The sequence below is a fragment of the Nonomuraea rhizosphaerae genome (assembly GCF_019396405.1).
Classification (GTDB): domain Bacteria; phylum Actinomycetota; class Actinomycetes; order Streptosporangiales; family Streptosporangiaceae; genus Nonomuraea; species Nonomuraea rhizosphaerae.
The window spans coordinates 1-14,545 of the sequence record NZ_JAHKRL010000054.1 but is presented as its reverse complement, the minus strand read 5'-3'; the positions used below and the strand labels follow the sequence as shown (position 1 = coordinate 14,545).

Genomic DNA, 14,545 nt, shown 5'->3' with positions numbered 1-14,545 from the left:
CGGCGCCCCCGACCCCGGCCCGGCCGCGCGGGCCACCGGCCGGCCGGACGCCAGGCCGGGCGATGAGCCGGTGGCGCAGGCCGCCGAGACCAGCGAGGACACCGTCGAGGACGTCATCGAGGCGTTGCGCGAGGACCTGCGCATGACGCCCCCCGGCCACCTGCGCCGCCCGCTCGTCCTGCTCAGCCTCTCCAGGGCCCTGCTCAGGGAGGGGTACGAGGAGTCGCTGTCCGAGGCGGCCGACCGCCTGTGCGAGGTCATGGCGATCACCCCCACCGGCGGCCCCGTGCACCGCCGCGCCGCCACCGACCTGGCCGCCGCCCTGGTGAACCGGTGGGCGAAACGCCAGGCCCTGCACGACTGGGAGCCGCTGGGCGTCGGCGAGCCGTTCTGGCAGAGCGTCGGCCGCCCGCTGCCCACCCGCATGGCCAACCAGGCGGGCGAGCTGGACGAGGCCATCGCCCTCCTGGAACGGGCCGCCGACCAGGCCCCGCCCGGCGACGCGGCGCACTGCGCGACGGTGTCCATGCTGGGCGCCACGCTCCGGGTGCGCTCCACGATGACCGGCCGGGGCCTGACCCTCGACCACGACATCGAGGTGCTGCGCGCCGTCGCCTCGGCCACGGCGGACGGCGACCCCGCTCTCGCGGTGGCCCGCAGCTACCTGGCCGAGTCGCTGGCCGACCGCTGGGAGCGCTCGGGCCACGTCCGCGACCGGGACGCGGCGGCGGAGGCGTTCCGCGGCGCGGTGTCGGCCGGCTCGGCCGCGCCGCTGTGGCGGGCCCGCCTGGCGAGGCGGTGGGGCGCGTTCATGGCCCAGGAGTACGGCCCGGCCGCGGCGGCGGAGGCGTTCGCCACGGCCGTCGGCCTGCTCGACGCCGCCGCCTGGCGCGGACTCGGCCACGACGACCGCGAACGGGTGCTGACCGCCTTCCAGGGCCTGGCCAGCGACGCCGCCGCCTGCGCCGTAGCCTCCGGCGCGCCCGAACGCGCGCTGGAGCTGCTGGAGCAGGGCAGGGCGGTGTTCCTGGCCCAGCTGATGGACACCGCCCCGGGCCAGGTGCTGCTGGAGCGCGCCGCCCCCGAGCAGGCCGCCCGGCTCGCCGCCGTCCACGACGAGCTCGACCAGCTCGACCGCGCCGCCTTCGACCCCGCCGACACCACGACGGGCGTGGAGCTCCTGGACCGCAGGCACGCGCTGGCCCGCCGCAGGGCCGAGACGCTGGCCGAGATCAGGAGGCTGCCGGGGCTGGGCGACTTCCTGCTCGCGCCGCCGTTCGCCGGCCTGCGCGCCGTCGCCGCCGACGGCCCCGTCCTCGTGGTGAACGTCAGCGCCTACCGCTGCGACGTCCTGGCCGTCACCGCCGCCGGGGTGCACCCGATCCCGCTGCCCGGCCTGACCGCGCAGGAGGTCACCAGGACGGCGGCCGAGTTCGCCGCGTCGCCGCGTGACGCCCGGCGGGTGACGCTCACGCTCGGCTGGCTGGGCGAGCGGATCGGCGTCCCGGCGCTGACCGCCCTCGGCCTCGACGCCCCGCCCCCGGCCGGGCAGCCGTGGCCGCGCCTGTGGTGGTGCCCGACGGGCGCGCTGCCGCTGCTGCCGCTGCACGCGGTCGCCCTGGACGTGGCGGCCTCCTCGTACACGCCGACCCTGCGCGCCCTCCTGCGCGCCCGCCAGGAGGCGGCCCCGACGGCGGGCGGCGCCCCGCTGGTCGTCGCCGCCGCCCACGACACCCCGCCGGACGCCGAGGCGGACACCGAGGCGGACACCGAGGCGGACACCGAGGCGGAGGCAGGGGCGGACGCAGGGCCGGGCGCCGAGGCGGAGGTACGGGCGGTGACGGCGCTCATGCCCGGCGCCGCGACGCTGACGGGCGAGCAGGCCACCGTCGCGGCCGTGCTGGAGGCGCTGGCCGCCAGCCCGTGGGCGCACTTCGCCTGCCACGCCGGCCAGGACCCGGCCAGGCCCGCCCAGGGCGCGATCCGGCTGCACGACGGGCCGCTCACCGTCCGGGACCTGGCCGGGGCCGGACTCGGCCGGGCGGAGTTCGCGTTCCTGAGCGGCTGCGAGACGCTGGGCGGCGGCGGGCTGCTGCCCGACGAGTGCGTGAGCCTGCCCGCCACCGTCCATCTGGCGGGCTTCCCGTCCGTCATCGGCACCCTGTGGCCGCCCGGCGCCGCCCCGGAGGCGGCCGACATGACAGCCGACGTGTACGCGATGATGACGGCGGGCGGCACCCGCGCCCCCGACCCGTCGTGCGCGGCCGTGGCCCTGCACCTGGCCGTCCGCGCCCTGCGCGCGAAGCGCCCCGACGACCCCCTGCTGTGGGCCCCGTACGCGCACATCGGCCCCTGAGGCCCCTGAGTCCGTACACACGCACAGGCCCCGCCGAACACCGACCCCTGCCAACAAGGCGAGGCCCGCCCTCGCGTGCGGCGAAGGCGGGCCCGGCCCGGACAGGAGGCAGGCCGTCAGGAGGAGGAGGCCAGGTCCAGGTCCTTGACCCCGGGGTCGCCCTCGTCGGCGAAGTAGTCCTCCCGCGCCGTGGCGTCCTCCCCGTCGGCCACCTTGAACGCCCGGAACGCCAGCGTGCCGAGCACCGCCACCACCAGGTTCACCGCCAGCGCCAGGAACCCGGCGTAGATCGTCATCTTGGTGTCCAGCCCGAGGTTCGACAGCCCGAACGCCGACCCGCCGAAGTGCTGCTTGCCGTTGGCCGGGTTCGGGATCAGGTACAGCATCCACATGCCCGCGCCCATCCCGGCGACCCAGCCGGCGATGAGCCCGCCGCGGTGGAACCAGCGCGTGTACAGGCCCAGCGCCACCGACGGCAGCGTCTGCAGGATGATGACGCCGCCGATGAGCTGCAGGTCGATGGAGAACTGCGGGTCGAGCAGCAGGATGCACAGCACCGCGCCCACCTTGACCACCAGCGAGACGATCTTGGAGACCTTGGCCTCCTGCGCGTCCGTGGCGTCCCTGTTGAGGTACTCGCGGTAGATGTTGCGGGTGAACAGGTTGGCCGCCGCGATCGACATGATGGCCGCGGGCACCAGCGCGCCGATGCCGACGGCCGCGTACGCGACGCCGGCGAACCAGTCGGGGAACATCTGGTCGAACAGCGCCGGGATGATCGTGTTGGTGTCCGGCTTGCCGTTGGCGCCGACGACCGGCTTGGTGCCGGCGGCGATCGCCATGAAGCCGAGCAGCGCGATCAGGCCGAGCAGGAAGCTGTAGGCGGGCAGCGCCGCCATGTTCCGCTTGATGACGCCGCGGTTCTTGGAGGCCAGCACGCCGGTGAGGCTGTGCGGGTACAGGAACAGCGCCAGCGCCGATCCGAACGCCAGCGTCACGTACTGGAGCTGGTTGCCCGCGTTGAGCGTGATCCCGTCGCCGGGCGCGGGCGTGGCGTCGAACTTGGCCTTGGCCGCGTCGAACACCGACCCCCACCCGCCCAGCTTGGCCGGGATGTAGATGACCGCCACGAGGATCACGATGTAGATCAGCGTGTCCTTGACGAAGGCGATCAGCGCGGGCGCGCGCAGCCCCGACTGGTAGGTGTAGGCGGCCAGGATCGCGAACGCGATGATGATCGGCAGGTGCCCGGTGATGCCCATCGTCTTCAGCACCGCCTCGATGCCGACGAGCTGCAGCGCGATGTACGGCATCGTCGCCACCAGCCCGGTGATCGCGATGATCAGCGCCAGCGTCGGCGACCCGAACCGGGCCCGGACGAAGTCGGCCGGGGTGACGAACCCGTGCACGTGCGACACCGACCACATCCGGGCCAGCACCAGGAACACCAGCGGGTAGACGACGACCGTGTACGGCAGCGCGTAGAAACCCAGCGCCCCGGCCCCGAACACCAGCGCGGGCACGGCCACGAACGTGTACGCCGTGTACAGGTCGCCGCCGACCAGGAACCAGGTGATCCAGGAGCCGAAGTTGCGCCCGCCCAGGCCCCATTCGTGCAGGCTCTCGATGTTCTCCGGCCGGCGCCAGCGGGCGGCGACGAAGCCCATGACGCTCACCGCGAGGAACAAGGCGGCGAAGACGACCAGCTCGGTCACGTTGGCGTTCACTTCGTCATCCGGTAGACGAGCGCCGTGCAGCCGACGCCGACGACGATGAAGGCCAGCTGCAGCCAGTAGAACAGCGGGAAGCCGAACAGCCGGGGCTCGTCGGCGTTGAACAGGAACGTCATCAGCGGCAGCGCGATGGGCAGCACCAGCAGCCAGTTCCAGGGACTGCGATCGGATCGCGACCGGGTTGACATCGACCCCTCCAAGAACGGATCAGGAGCCGGTGCGTCTTTCTTGCACCGGCCCCTGACATGTGTCAATGGAAGGAGATTAGCTTTCCGGCGACATTAATCCCAATGCCGAACGGATTACGGTTTGGCCTAAATAGGGTCAGGTCGAGCCGGACAGGTCGAGGTCCTTGATCCGAGGGTCGCCCTCGTCGGCCGAGTACTGGTCCGGCTGGGTGCCGTCGGGCCCGTCCGGCGCCTTCATCGCGCGCGCGACGACCGTGCCGAGCACCGCGACCACCAGGTTCACGATCAGCGCCAGGAACCCGGCGTAGATCGTCATCTTGGTGTCCAGGCCCAGCTTCTCCAGCGCGAACGCCGACCCGCCGAAGTGGGCGTGGTTGATCGCCGGGTTGGCGATGTTGTAGAGCATGAGCATGCCCGAGCCCATCCCGGCGATCCAGCCGGCGATGAGGCCGCCGCGGTGGAACCAGCGGGTGAACAGGCCGATGGCCACCGACGGCAGCGTCTGCAGGATGATGACGCCGCCGATGAGCTGCAGGTCGATGGAGAACTGCGGGTCGATGAGCAGGATGAACAGCACCGCGCCGACCTTCACCACCAGCGAGGTCACCTTGCTGACCCCGGCCTCCTGGGCGTCGGTCGCGTTCTTGTTGATGTACTCGCGGTAGATGTTGCGGGTGAACAGGTTGGCCGCCGCGATCGACATGATGGCGGCCGGGACCAGCGCGCCGATGCCGACGGCCGCGAACGCGACGCCCGCGAACCAGTCCGGGAACATCTGGTCGAACAGCTGCGGCACCACCGTGTTGACGTTGGTGCCGATCGGCTTGATGCCCGCCGAGATGGCCATGAAGCCGAGCAGCGCGATGAGCGCCAGCAGCAGGCTGTAGGCGGGCAGCGCCGACATGTTCCGCTTGATCACGTCCCGGTTGCGCGAGGCCAGCACGCCGGTGACGCTGTGCGGGTACAGGAACAGCGCCAGCGCCGAGCCCAGCGCCAGCGTCACGTACTGGAGCTGGTTGTTCTGGTTGAGCAGCACGCCGTCGCCGGGCGCCGGGGTGGCCTGGAACTTGGCCGCCGCGTCGCCGAAGATCGCGCTCCAGCCGCCCAGCCGCGCCGGGATGTAGATGATCGCGACGAGGATGACCAGGTAGATGAGGATGTCCTTGACGAAGGCGATCAGCGCGGGCGCGCGCAGCCCCGACTGGTAGGTGTAGGCGGCCAGGATGACGAACGCGATGATCAGCGGCAGGTCGCTGAGGAACCCGCTGCCGGCCACCCCCATCGTCTGCAGCACCGCCTCGATGCCGACCAGTTGCAGCGCGATGTACGGCATCGTCGCCACGATGCCGGTGATGGCCACCAGCAGCGCCAGCGTCGGCGACCCGAACCGCAGCCGGACGAAGTCGGCCGGGGTCACCAGGCTGTGCACGTGCGACACCGACCACAGCCTGATCATGATGAGGAACACGATCGGGTAGGTGATCACCGTGTACGGGACGGCGAAGAACCCGGCGGCGCCCGCGCCGAACAGCAGCGCGGGCACGGCCACGAACGTGTAGGCCGTGTACAGGTCGCCGCCGATGAGGAACCAGGTGATCCACGAGCCGAAGTTGCGCCCGCCCAGGCCCCACTCGTTCAGGCTGGCCAGGTCAGTGGGCCGCCGCCACCGGGCGGCCACGAACCCCATGCCGCTGACCACGAGGAACAGCAGCGTGAAGATGACGATCTCGGTGATGTGCTCGCTCACGGCCGCCTCCTTCGCTTGGTCATCTGGTAGACCAGCGTGGTCGTCCCCACGCCCAGGGCGATGAAGGCGATCTGCAGCCAGTAGAACAGCGGGAAGCCGAACAGCCGGGGCTCGTCGGCGTTGAACAGGAAGGGCATCAGGGGGATGGCGATGGGCACGAGGAGCAGCCAGTACCAAGGACTGCGGTCTCTCTTGTCATCGGGCAAGGCGTTCTCCTAAGGGGAGAGGCAGCTCTTACCCTGGAATTTAGTTAGGCCAATATTTCGGTCAGGCAACCGATCGGCGAATGGTCTGCTCCCCGCGACGAACGGTCGCTCTGACGGTCAGCCAAGCCCGTCAGGCAAGCTCGTCGGCTATGTCGCGGGTGCCGTACCCCTCGGGCGCCGGCACCTCCACGATCGGGTCCGGCCGGTCGTCGAACTCCAGCCGCAGCGCCCTGGCCATCGTGGCGTGCATCTCGTACAGGCAGGTCACGTACGTCAGCTCCAGGATCTCCTCGTCGGACAGGTGGCGGCGCAGGACCGCGAACACCTCGTCGTGCACCCGCCCGCCGTCCAGCACCAGCCCGTCGGTGTAGGCGAGCACGGCCCGCTCCAGCTCCCCGAACAGGTCGCTGACCTGCCAGTGCGCGACCGCCTGGACCTTCTCCTCGGCCACGCCGAGCGCCCGCAGCTGCTTGCAGTGCTGGGAGAAGACGAACTGGCTCTGCCGCGCCCACCCCGCCCTGGTCTGGCCCAGCTCGCGCAGCACGGGGTCGATCGAGGACTCCCGGTAGAGCTGGAACCCCTTGACGCAGTGGCGGAAGATCTTCGGGTCGAGCGCGAAGACCGTCCACCAGTCGCCGGGCGACCCGGTGGCGGTGCCCTGCCCGGTCAGGAGCTTGTCGTGGAAGAACTGGACGAGCGGATCGGTCATCTCCTCGCGCGGCACCTGCCGCAGGCGCGGCATCAGACGGTCCGCTCGGCGGCCGTCTTCGGCTCGTGCCGCACGTCCCCCGGCTGCCCGACGGCACGCGTCCAGGCGGCGAACTCCACCAGCACCCCGTCGGGGTCCTTGAAGTAGATGGACCGGACGAACACGCCGTCGTGCATCTCGGGCGCCACGCCGAACTCGCTGTCGTCGTGGTTGAGCAGCACGCCCACGTCGATGCCCTTGGCGATCAGCTTGTCGCGGTACTCCTCGATCTTCTCCGGCGGCACGTCGAAGGCGATGTGGTTCATGGAGCCGACGGCCGACAGCAGCTCGCCGCGGTCGGGCAGGTTCTTCGGCGCCGACACGCCGGGCACGCCGTCGGGCGCGTCGGGGAACCAGAAGAACGCCAGCGCGTTGCCGCCGCCGCAGTCGAAGAAGAAGTGCTGCCCCCAGCCGAGGGGCAGCTCGATCGTCTTGATCAGCGGCATGCCGAGCACGCCGGAGTAGAAGTCGACGGTCTGCTTCATGTCCGAGCAGACCAGCGCGATGTGGTTGACCCCACGCAGCTCGAATTCATCGTTCATAGTAATTACCTACTTATCACAGACCTCTGACCTAAAACATGACATGAGATGTCCTCTTTAGCCGCCAGCATGACACGCATGATTGCTCTGGTGGCGGGTTCGACCCGCGGAACGGGACGAGGAATAGCGGTCCAGCTCGGCGCGGCCGGCGCGACGGTCTACTGCACGGGAAGGTCGGTCCGGGGCGAGCGCTCGGAGATGGACCGGCCCGAGACCATCGAGGAGACGGCCGAGCTGGTCACGGAGGCGGGCGGCACGGGCATCCCCGTCCGGGTCGACCACCTCGACCCTGCGCAGGTGAAGGCGCTGGTGGATCGGATCGAGGCCGAGCAGGGACGGCTCGACGTGCTGGTCAACGACGTGTGGGGCGGCGACGCGCTGTTCGAGTGGGACTCGCCGATCTGGAAGCACGACCTGGACAAGGGGCTGCGGCTGCTGCGACTGGCGATCGACACCCACCTGATCACCAGCCACCACGCGCTGCCGCTGCTCATCCGCAACCCCGGCGGCCTGGTCGTCGAGGTGACCGACGGCACCACCGCCTACAACGACGCCCACTACCGGGTCTCGCCGTTCTACGACCTGGCCAAGGTGTCGGTGAACCGGCTGGCCTACGGCCAGTCCCACGACCTGGAGCCCTACGACGGGACCGCCGTCGCCCTCACGCCCGGGTTCCTGCGCTCGGAGGCCATGCTGGAGCTGTTCGGCGTCACCGAGGACAACTGGCGCGACGCCAAGCCCGACCCGTCGTGGGCGGTGTCGGAGACCCCCGCCTACGCCGGCCGCGCGGTCGCCGCCCTGGCCGCCGACCCGGACCGGAAGCGCTGGTCCGGCAAGTCGGTCTCCAGCGGCGAACTGGCCCAGGTGTACGGCTTCACCGACGTGGACGGCACCCGGCCCGACGTGTGGCGCTACATGGCCGAGGTCCTGGAGGGCGGCAAGCAGGCCGACCCGTCCGAGTACCGCTGACCTAGTCCTCACCCTCGTACAGGGCCGCGAGGCGGGCGGCCGCCCGGGCCATCAGAGCGCGCAGCTCTGGCGGGCCGAGCACCTCCGCCTCCGGCCCGAACCGCAGCACCTGCCCGTACGCGACGCGCACCGACTCCACCCCCAGCCGGACCGTGCCGTCGGGCCGCAGGGACGCCATCGCGTCGGGCAGCGCGGCCGGGTCGGCGATGTGGCGCAGCATCCGCACCCCCGCCTCGCTCAGCCGCAGCGTGATCGTCTCGCGCAGCAGCGACCGGCTGAACGAGCGCGCCCGCTCCGCCCAGAACGCCGCCAGGTCGAAGCCCGCGTCGCGTTCGAAGACCCGCCCCTGCACCACGATCTCGCCGAACCGGTCCACCCGGAAGATCAGGAACCGCTCCCCGCGCGTGTCGTCCACCCGGGCCGCCAGGTACCAGGCGCCCGCCTTCAGCACCAGCCCGTACGGCTCCAGCGCCCGCTCCGCGCCCTTGTACACGGCCGTCACCAGCAGGTCCCGCCACACGGCCCTGGCCAGCGGCGCGAGCGCGGCCGGCGGCGGCGAGTCCGCCGCGAACCAGCCCGGCGCGTCCAAGTGGAAACGCTGCGCGGCCGTCACCGGGGCGTCGCGCAGGCCGGGCGACAGCGCGGCGGCGGCCTTCAGCCGGGCCGTCGCCGCCACCTCCTCCAGCCCCATCTCACGCAGCGCCGCGGGCACGCCCGACAGGAACAGCGCCTCCGCCTCGGCCCGGTCCAGCCCCGTCAGCCGGGTCCGGTAGCCGTCCAGCAGCCGGTAGCCGCCGCCCCGCCCCCGGTCGGCGTACACCGGCACCCCCGACTCCGACAGCGCCAGGACGTCGCGGTGGATGGTGCGCTCCGACACCTCCAGCTCCTTGGCCAGCTCGGCGGCCGTCATCCCGCCCCGCCCCTGCAACAGCAGGAGCAGCGACATCAACCGCGCGGCACGCACGACACCATCATCCGCCCGCGCACAGCGGCAGGATCACGGCGGAGGGCCGGTCGGGGGAGTGGAACACCTCGACGTCGGCGGGCACCATCGGCCCGTCCGGCCCCAGCGGCCGGCCCGTGCCCGGGTTGCGGGCGATCGTCGGGTAGGCCCCCGCCGCCACGTGCACCCGGATCCGGTGGTCGCGCTTGACCCGGTGCCCGATCGGCCACAGGTCCACCAGGACCCGCCGCACGTCGCCTTCCTCGTTCGGGTACGGGCCGAGCCGTCGTACGCCCTCGCACAGGTTGTACGAGCGCCCGTCCGGGTGCACGTCGCAGACCCGCACCACCACGTCCACGTACGGCGTGCTCGACCGGACGAACAGCTCGGCGCTCACCGGCCCGATCAGGTCCATGTCCGACTCCAGCGCGGGCGAGCTGTAGACCAGCACGTCACGGCGGGCCTCCAGCCGCCGCTGGTCGCGCGGCCGGGAGTCGGCCAGCAGCACAGGGCCGCCGATCACCGGCGTCGGATGGTCCGGGTGGTAGCGGAACCGGTCCGGCTCTGCCTCCGCGGGCGGCTCGGGCCCGAGCCCGAAGCCGGGGCGCAGGTGCCAGCGGCGCGGCGTCATGCCCGGCACCGGCCAGTCGGGATAGTCGCGCCACTCGCCGGCCCCGGTCACGTACAGCCGCACCGGGTCGGGGCGCAGCCCGGACGAGTCGCCCAGCAGGTGCGCGCGGAACCACGCCAGCGCGTCGGCCATCGACGGCCGCCCGTGCCGGCTGTCCACGTGGTACCAGGGGCCGATCGTCAGGTACGGCCGCCGCCCCGCCGCCCGCATCGCCGCGTAGTCCTTGAGCTGCCACGGCAGGAACACGTCGTACCAGCCGCCCAGCATGGTGACGGCCGCCTCCACCTCGCCCACCTTCGGGGAGAAGTCGCGTTTGTCCCAGTACGGCACGGCCGGGTCCGCGTGGTGCGCCAGCAGGTCCTGGAAGAACGGCAGCGGCCGCCCCGCCGACACCAGGTCCAGCTCGGCCACCGGCCGCCGCGACAGCACCGCCCTGCGGGTCAGCCGGGGCGCGGTCAGCATCGCGGTGCCGCCGAACGGGCGCGACATGGCGTCGGTCAGCGTCGTCCAGCTCAGCGCCGACTCCAGCGCGAACGCCCCGCCGACGTAGGCGGCGTCCCGGAACTGCGAGGCCGTGATCTGCGTGGCCATCGCCTTCAGCTCCGGGCCCGCGTCGGCCGCGACCGCCCACTGGGCGTAGCCGAGATAGGAGGGGCCGAACATCGCGAACGACCCGCCGTACCAGGGCTGCTCGCGCATCCACGCCACGGTGGCCAGGCCGTCGTCGTGCTCGTCGCCCAGGGGGTCCATGGTCCCGCCGGAGCCGAAGCCGCCCCGGCAGCTCTGCATCAGCACCTGGAAGCCGCGCCGGGCGAAACCCCGGCAGTACAGCAGGCCGAACAGGCCACGCCTGCCGTACGGGGAGCGCATCAGGATCACCGGCGCCCGTTCGGCCCCGACCGGCTCGTAGTGGTCGGCCAGCAGGGTGACGCCGTCGGGCATCGGGACGGGAAGGTCACGGTGGACGCGCACTCGTCGCATTACCTACCAGTAACAGATGCCGCCCGGGGTGCGGTAGCCCGGGGGCACCCCAGCGTCAGCCCAGCCGGACGGCGATGTCGCTGACCTGGCGGTTCGCGGGGAACGAACCGATGCGCACGGCGTCGCCGGTCAACGCGTTCACCGTGAAGAAGTGGAAGGCGCCGCCGGTCCTCAGTGTCGCGTACGCGGTGTTCGACACCGTCACGCCCTTGCGCAGCGTGCTGTGGATGTCGAAGCCGCTCACCGGGCCGGCGTCCACGCCCAGCTTGCCGGCCGGGGCCAGGCTGCCCGCGTTGGCGGGCGACTGGAGCGAGACCTGGTCGGCGGTGGTGTCGAGGTCGAACAGGGTCGTCGCGGTGGCCGGGTCGAGGTCGTTGTTGGTGTAGGCCGCGCCGGTCACGCCGGTGGCGGTGGCGCCGGTCGTGGCCGGCGGCACGGGCGGGTTGGTGAGCGTGCCGTCGGTGGCGGTCATGCCCTGGGCGGGGGCGCCCATCGGGTCGTCGATGTTGTGCCGCAGGTTCTGGCCGGTGTCGCTGACGACACGCAGCCGGTTGGCGGCGGGGTTGAAGTCGACGCCGAAGCTCGTGCCGTTCAGGGCGACGGTGAGCTGCGAGACCTTGGTGGCCCTGGCCTTACCGTCCAGGATGTAGACGCCGCCCTTGTCGCCGACGGCGTACAGGTTGCCGTCCTGGACGCGGTAGTCGATGCCGGCCACCTTCATGTCGCCCCTCAGGCCGCTGACCTTGCCGATCCTGACGACGTCGCGCGGGTCGTCCGCGCGGAAGGCGACCAGGTCCCCGGCCGTCGTCAGACCGGTCACGACAGGGCCCGCGTGACGGGTCTGAGCCTGATCTGTCTGGGCCTGGGCGGGCACGGCCATCGCCGCGCCCGCCCCGAGCACCAGGACGCAGAGGGCTAATTTCTTACGCATCGAGATCTCCATGAGGTTGTGTGCTGCTGTGTCCCTTTCTTCGCGCGGCACTCACTCACGGATGGAGCCTCGGCCGAAATGCCGGCAACGCGGCCAGGATCAGCGCCGTGGCGGGTGAGCGGCGCCCGGCGTGGCCGCGTTGCGTGATCTTCACCCGCCGGATACCCTTGCCGCATGCGAATCTCGTTGCAGCTTCAGTGGTGGCGCCGCTCCTAGGCGGCGCATGATTCGCATTCCTCGAACGGATGGCCGCCCCGGAAGGCGGCCTTTCTCGTGTCCGCCCCCGGGGCAACGTGTTTACGGCAAAGGGGCAGCACAGGTGGAGACAAGCGGATATACCACCGCCGGGGGCATCGGCGTCGAGCGTGAGGCACGCGACGTGCCCGAGGAGATGCTCGAAGAGATCGTGACGTCACTCGGCGAGCGCCGCGGCGGCGCGTTCTCCTCCGGGATGGACTACCCCGGCCGCTACAGCCGATGGGCCTTCGGCTACGTCGATCCCTGCCTGGAGCTCGTCGCGCGCGGCCGCCGCATCTCCGCCCGCGCGCTCAACGAGCGCGGCAAGGTCGTGCTGCCCGCCGTCGCCTCCTGCCTGCTGGCCGCCGGCAAGCCCGTCGAGGAGCCCACCGCCGACCACATCGAGGTCTTCGTCGCCGAGCCCGGCAGCGACCCGGGGGAGATGCTGCCCGAGGAGATGCGCTCGCGCCGGCCGACCGTCTTCACCGCGATCCGCGAGGTCATCGCCGCCTTCCGCGGCGACGACCCGCACCTGGGCCTGTACGGCTCCTTCGGCTACGACCTGGCCTTCCAGTTCGAGCCGATCAGGCAGGAGCTCGTCCGCCCCGCCGACCAGCGCGACCTGGTGCTGCACCTGCCCGACCGGCTCGTCGTGATCGACCGGCAGCGCGAGACCAGCGTCGAGTACCGCTACGAGTTCACCGTCGACGGCGCCACCACCCGCGGCCTGGAGCGCTCCGGCGACTCGGTGCCCATCGTGCGGCCCGAATCCGTGCCCGCCGACCCGGTCAGAGGCGAATACTCCAAGGTCGTGGCCGCCGCCAAGGAGAAGTTCAAGCGCGGCGACCTGTTCGAGGTCGTGCCCGGCCAGGTCTTCCACGCCGTCTGCACCGACCCGGCCGCCTTCTACCGCGGGCTGCGCACCAGCAACCCCGCCCCGTACGAGTTCATCATCAGCCTCGGCGAGGGCGAGCACCTCGTCGGCGCCTCACCCGAGATGTACGTGCGCGTCACCGGCGACCGCGTCGAGACCTGCCCCATCTCCGGCACCATCGCCCGCGGCAGCAACCCGGTCGAGGACGCCGAGGCCATCCGCACGCTCCTGTCCAGCGTCAAGGAGGAGTCGGAGCTGACCATGTGCACCGACGTCGACCGCAACGACAAGTCGCGCATCTGCGTCCCCGGCTCCGTCCAGGTCATCGGCCGTCGCCAGATCGAGCTGTACTCCCGGCTCATCCACACCGTCGACCACATCGAGGGGCGGCTGCGGCCCGAGTTCGACGCCCTGGACGCTTTCCTCACCCACATGTGGGCCGTCACCGTCACCGGCGCGCCCAAGACGTGGGCCATGCAGTTCATCGAGGACCACGAGGCCACCACCCGCCGCTGGTACGGCGGGGCCATCGGCTTCATCGGCTTCGACGGCTCCATGAACACCGGCCTCACCCTGCGCACCGCCCAGATCAAGCACGGCGTGGCCACCGTACGGGCCGGCGCCACCCTGCTGTTCGACTCCGACCCCGAGTCGGAGGAGCGCGAGACCGAGCTGAAGGCCAGCGCCCTGCTCGGCGCCCTGGCCGCCGTCAACGCCCCGCACGAGCGGCCCGCCGCCCCGGTGCGCGAGCAGCCGGGCCTCGGCATGAAGGTGCTGCTCGTCGACCACGAGGACTCCTTCGTCAACACCCTGGCCGACTACTTCCGCCAGCAGGGCGCCGACGTCGTCACCCTGCGCCACGGCTTCCCGCCCGCCATGATCGACTCCATCGCCCCCGACCTCGTCGTCCTGTCGCCCGGCCCCGGCTGGCCCTCCGACTTCGGCATGTCCGCCCTCATCGACGAGGTGTACGCCCGCGACCTGCCCGTCTTCGGCGTCTGCCTCGGCCTGCAGGCCATGGTCGAGCACGCGGGCGGCTCCCTGGAACTGCTCGACTACCCCGAGCACGGCAAGCGCGGGCAGGTGACCCGGCTCGGGTCCGGCGCGCTGCTGGAGGGGCTGCCCGACCGGTTCACCGCCGCCCGCTACCACTCCCTGCACGCCAAGCGGCCCGGCGTGGTCGGCTTCACCGCCACCGCCGTGACACCGGACGGCAACGTGATGGCGATCGAGGACGCGGCGCGGCGCCGGTTCGCGGTGCAGTTCCACCCCGAGTCGATCCTGACGGCCGAGGGCGGCGCGGGCGCCACGATCATCGCCAACGTCCTGCGCCTCACCCACCCCTGACCCGCCGTCCCCGGGCCGGGCGCTTCGGCACCGCCCGGCCGGGGAGGCCCGGCGGCCGGGTCGGCGCGCCCCACCGGCGGCGGCCACGCGCCCCCCTCCTCTCCCGCGGCCC

General features: G+C 72.0%; 12 protein-coding genes. 3 read left to right on the top strand and 9 right to left on the bottom strand.

Annotated features, from left to right (window positions below):
- Positions 1–2,356, top strand: a 2,356-nt coding sequence (locus tag KME77_RS29720) for a CHAT domain-containing protein (protein WP_219461420.1), incomplete at its 5' end; no start/stop codon positions are given.
- 116 nt (positions 2,357–2,472) lie between these two features.
- Here the strand turns inward: KME77_RS29720 and mctP (KME77_RS02635) are convergent.
- The 6 genes from mctP (KME77_RS02635) to KME77_RS02610 all read right to left on the bottom strand — a co-directional run bounded on the left by mctP (KME77_RS02635) (position 2,473) and on the right by KME77_RS02610 (position 7,520).
- Positions 2,473–4,083: a monocarboxylate uptake permease MctP gene (gene mctP, locus KME77_RS02635; RefSeq protein WP_219461418.1), complete on the bottom strand. Its 1,611-nt coding sequence runs from the start codon at positions 4,081–4,083 to the stop codon at positions 2,473–2,475.
- Complete coding sequence (locus KME77_RS02630; RefSeq protein WP_219461414.1) at positions 4,080–4,277, bottom strand: DUF3311 domain-containing protein; 198 nt, start codon at positions 4,275–4,277, stop codon at positions 4,080–4,082. Before KME77_RS02630 ends, mctP (KME77_RS02635) begins: the two co-directional genes overlap by 4 nt.
- A gap of 136 nt (positions 4,278–4,413) precedes the next feature.
- Complete coding sequence (mctP, locus tag KME77_RS02625; protein WP_308250512.1) at positions 4,414–6,024, bottom strand: monocarboxylate uptake permease MctP; 1,611 nt, start codon at positions 6,022–6,024, stop codon at positions 4,414–4,416.
- A complete protein-coding gene (locus KME77_RS02620; protein ID WP_219461411.1) occupies positions 6,021–6,230 on the bottom strand; it encodes a DUF3311 domain-containing protein in 210 nt (69 codons plus the stop codon). The genes mctP (KME77_RS02625) and KME77_RS02620 overlap by 4 nt, the downstream gene beginning before the upstream one ends.
- Before the next feature lie 130 nt (positions 6,231–6,360).
- On the bottom strand, positions 6,361–6,972 hold the full coding sequence (locus tag KME77_RS02615) for a carboxymuconolactone decarboxylase family protein (RefSeq protein WP_219461409.1): 612 nt from the start codon (positions 6,970–6,972) through the stop codon (positions 6,361–6,363).
- Positions 6,972–7,520: a VOC family protein gene (locus KME77_RS02610; protein WP_219461406.1), complete on the bottom strand. Its 549-nt coding sequence runs from the start codon at positions 7,518–7,520 to the stop codon at positions 6,972–6,974. The genes KME77_RS02615 and KME77_RS02610 overlap by 1 nt, the downstream gene beginning before the upstream one ends.
- Positions 7,521–7,598: 78 nt before the next feature.
- On the opposite strand from KME77_RS02610, the gene KME77_RS02605 reads away from it, so the two are divergent.
- Positions 7,599–8,489 carry an SDR family oxidoreductase gene (locus KME77_RS02605; protein ID WP_219461402.1) on the top strand — a complete coding sequence of 297 codons (891 nt, stop codon included), beginning with the start codon at positions 7,599–7,601 and terminating at the stop codon, positions 8,487–8,489.
- A 1-nt stretch (position 8,490) separates the two neighbouring features.
- Here KME77_RS02605 and KME77_RS02600 read toward each other — a convergent pair whose 3' ends face one another.
- From KME77_RS02600 to KME77_RS02590, 3 genes are read right to left on the bottom strand one after another with little or no spacing between them, the layout of a single operon-like run.
- A complete protein-coding gene (locus KME77_RS02600) occupies positions 8,491–9,453 on the bottom strand; it encodes a helix-turn-helix transcriptional regulator (RefSeq protein ID WP_219461399.1) in 963 nt (320 codons plus the stop codon).
- Between the two features lie 7 nt (positions 9,454–9,460).
- Positions 9,461–11,044, bottom strand: coding sequence for a CocE/NonD family hydrolase (locus KME77_RS02595; RefSeq protein ID WP_219461396.1), 1,584 nt, complete (start codon positions 11,042–11,044; stop codon positions 9,461–9,463).
- Between the two features lie 55 nt (positions 11,045–11,099).
- The gene (locus KME77_RS02590; RefSeq protein WP_219461392.1) at positions 11,100–11,975 is read right to left on the bottom strand and encodes a DUF4394 domain-containing protein; all 876 of its coding nucleotides are present in this window, start codon (positions 11,973–11,975) and stop codon (positions 11,100–11,102) included.
- 319 nt (positions 11,976–12,294) lie between these two features.
- Between KME77_RS02590 and KME77_RS02585 the strand changes: the two genes are divergently transcribed.
- On the top strand, positions 12,295–14,433 hold the full coding sequence (locus KME77_RS02585; RefSeq protein WP_219461388.1) for an anthranilate synthase component I: 2,139 nt from the start codon (positions 12,295–12,297) through the stop codon (positions 14,431–14,433).
- Positions 14,434–14,545: the final 112 nt, after the last annotated feature.

Bases quoted from the DNA above. Each gene is read 5' to 3' on its own strand.
- KME77_RS02630 (WP_219461414.1), bottom strand. From the start codon at position 4,277: ATGTCAACCCGGTCGCGATCCGATCGCAGTCCCTGGAACTGGCTGCTG.
- KME77_RS02615 (WP_219461409.1), bottom strand. From the start codon at position 6,972: ATGCCGCGCCTGCGGCAGGTGCCGCGCGAGGAGATGACCGATCCGCTC.
- KME77_RS02610 (WP_219461406.1), bottom strand. From the start codon at position 7,520: ATGAACGATGAATTCGAGCTGCGTGGGGTCAACCACATCGCGCTGGTC.
- KME77_RS02605 (WP_219461402.1), top strand. From the start codon at position 7,599: ATGATTGCTCTGGTGGCGGGTTCGACCCGCGGAACGGGACGAGGAATA.
- KME77_RS02595 (WP_219461396.1), bottom strand. From the start codon at position 11,044: ATGCGACGAGTGCGCGTCCACCGTGACCTTCCCGTCCCGATGCCCGAC.
- KME77_RS02590 (WP_219461392.1), bottom strand. From the start codon at position 11,975: ATGCGTAAGAAATTAGCCCTCTGCGTCCTGGTGCTCGGGGCGGGCGCG.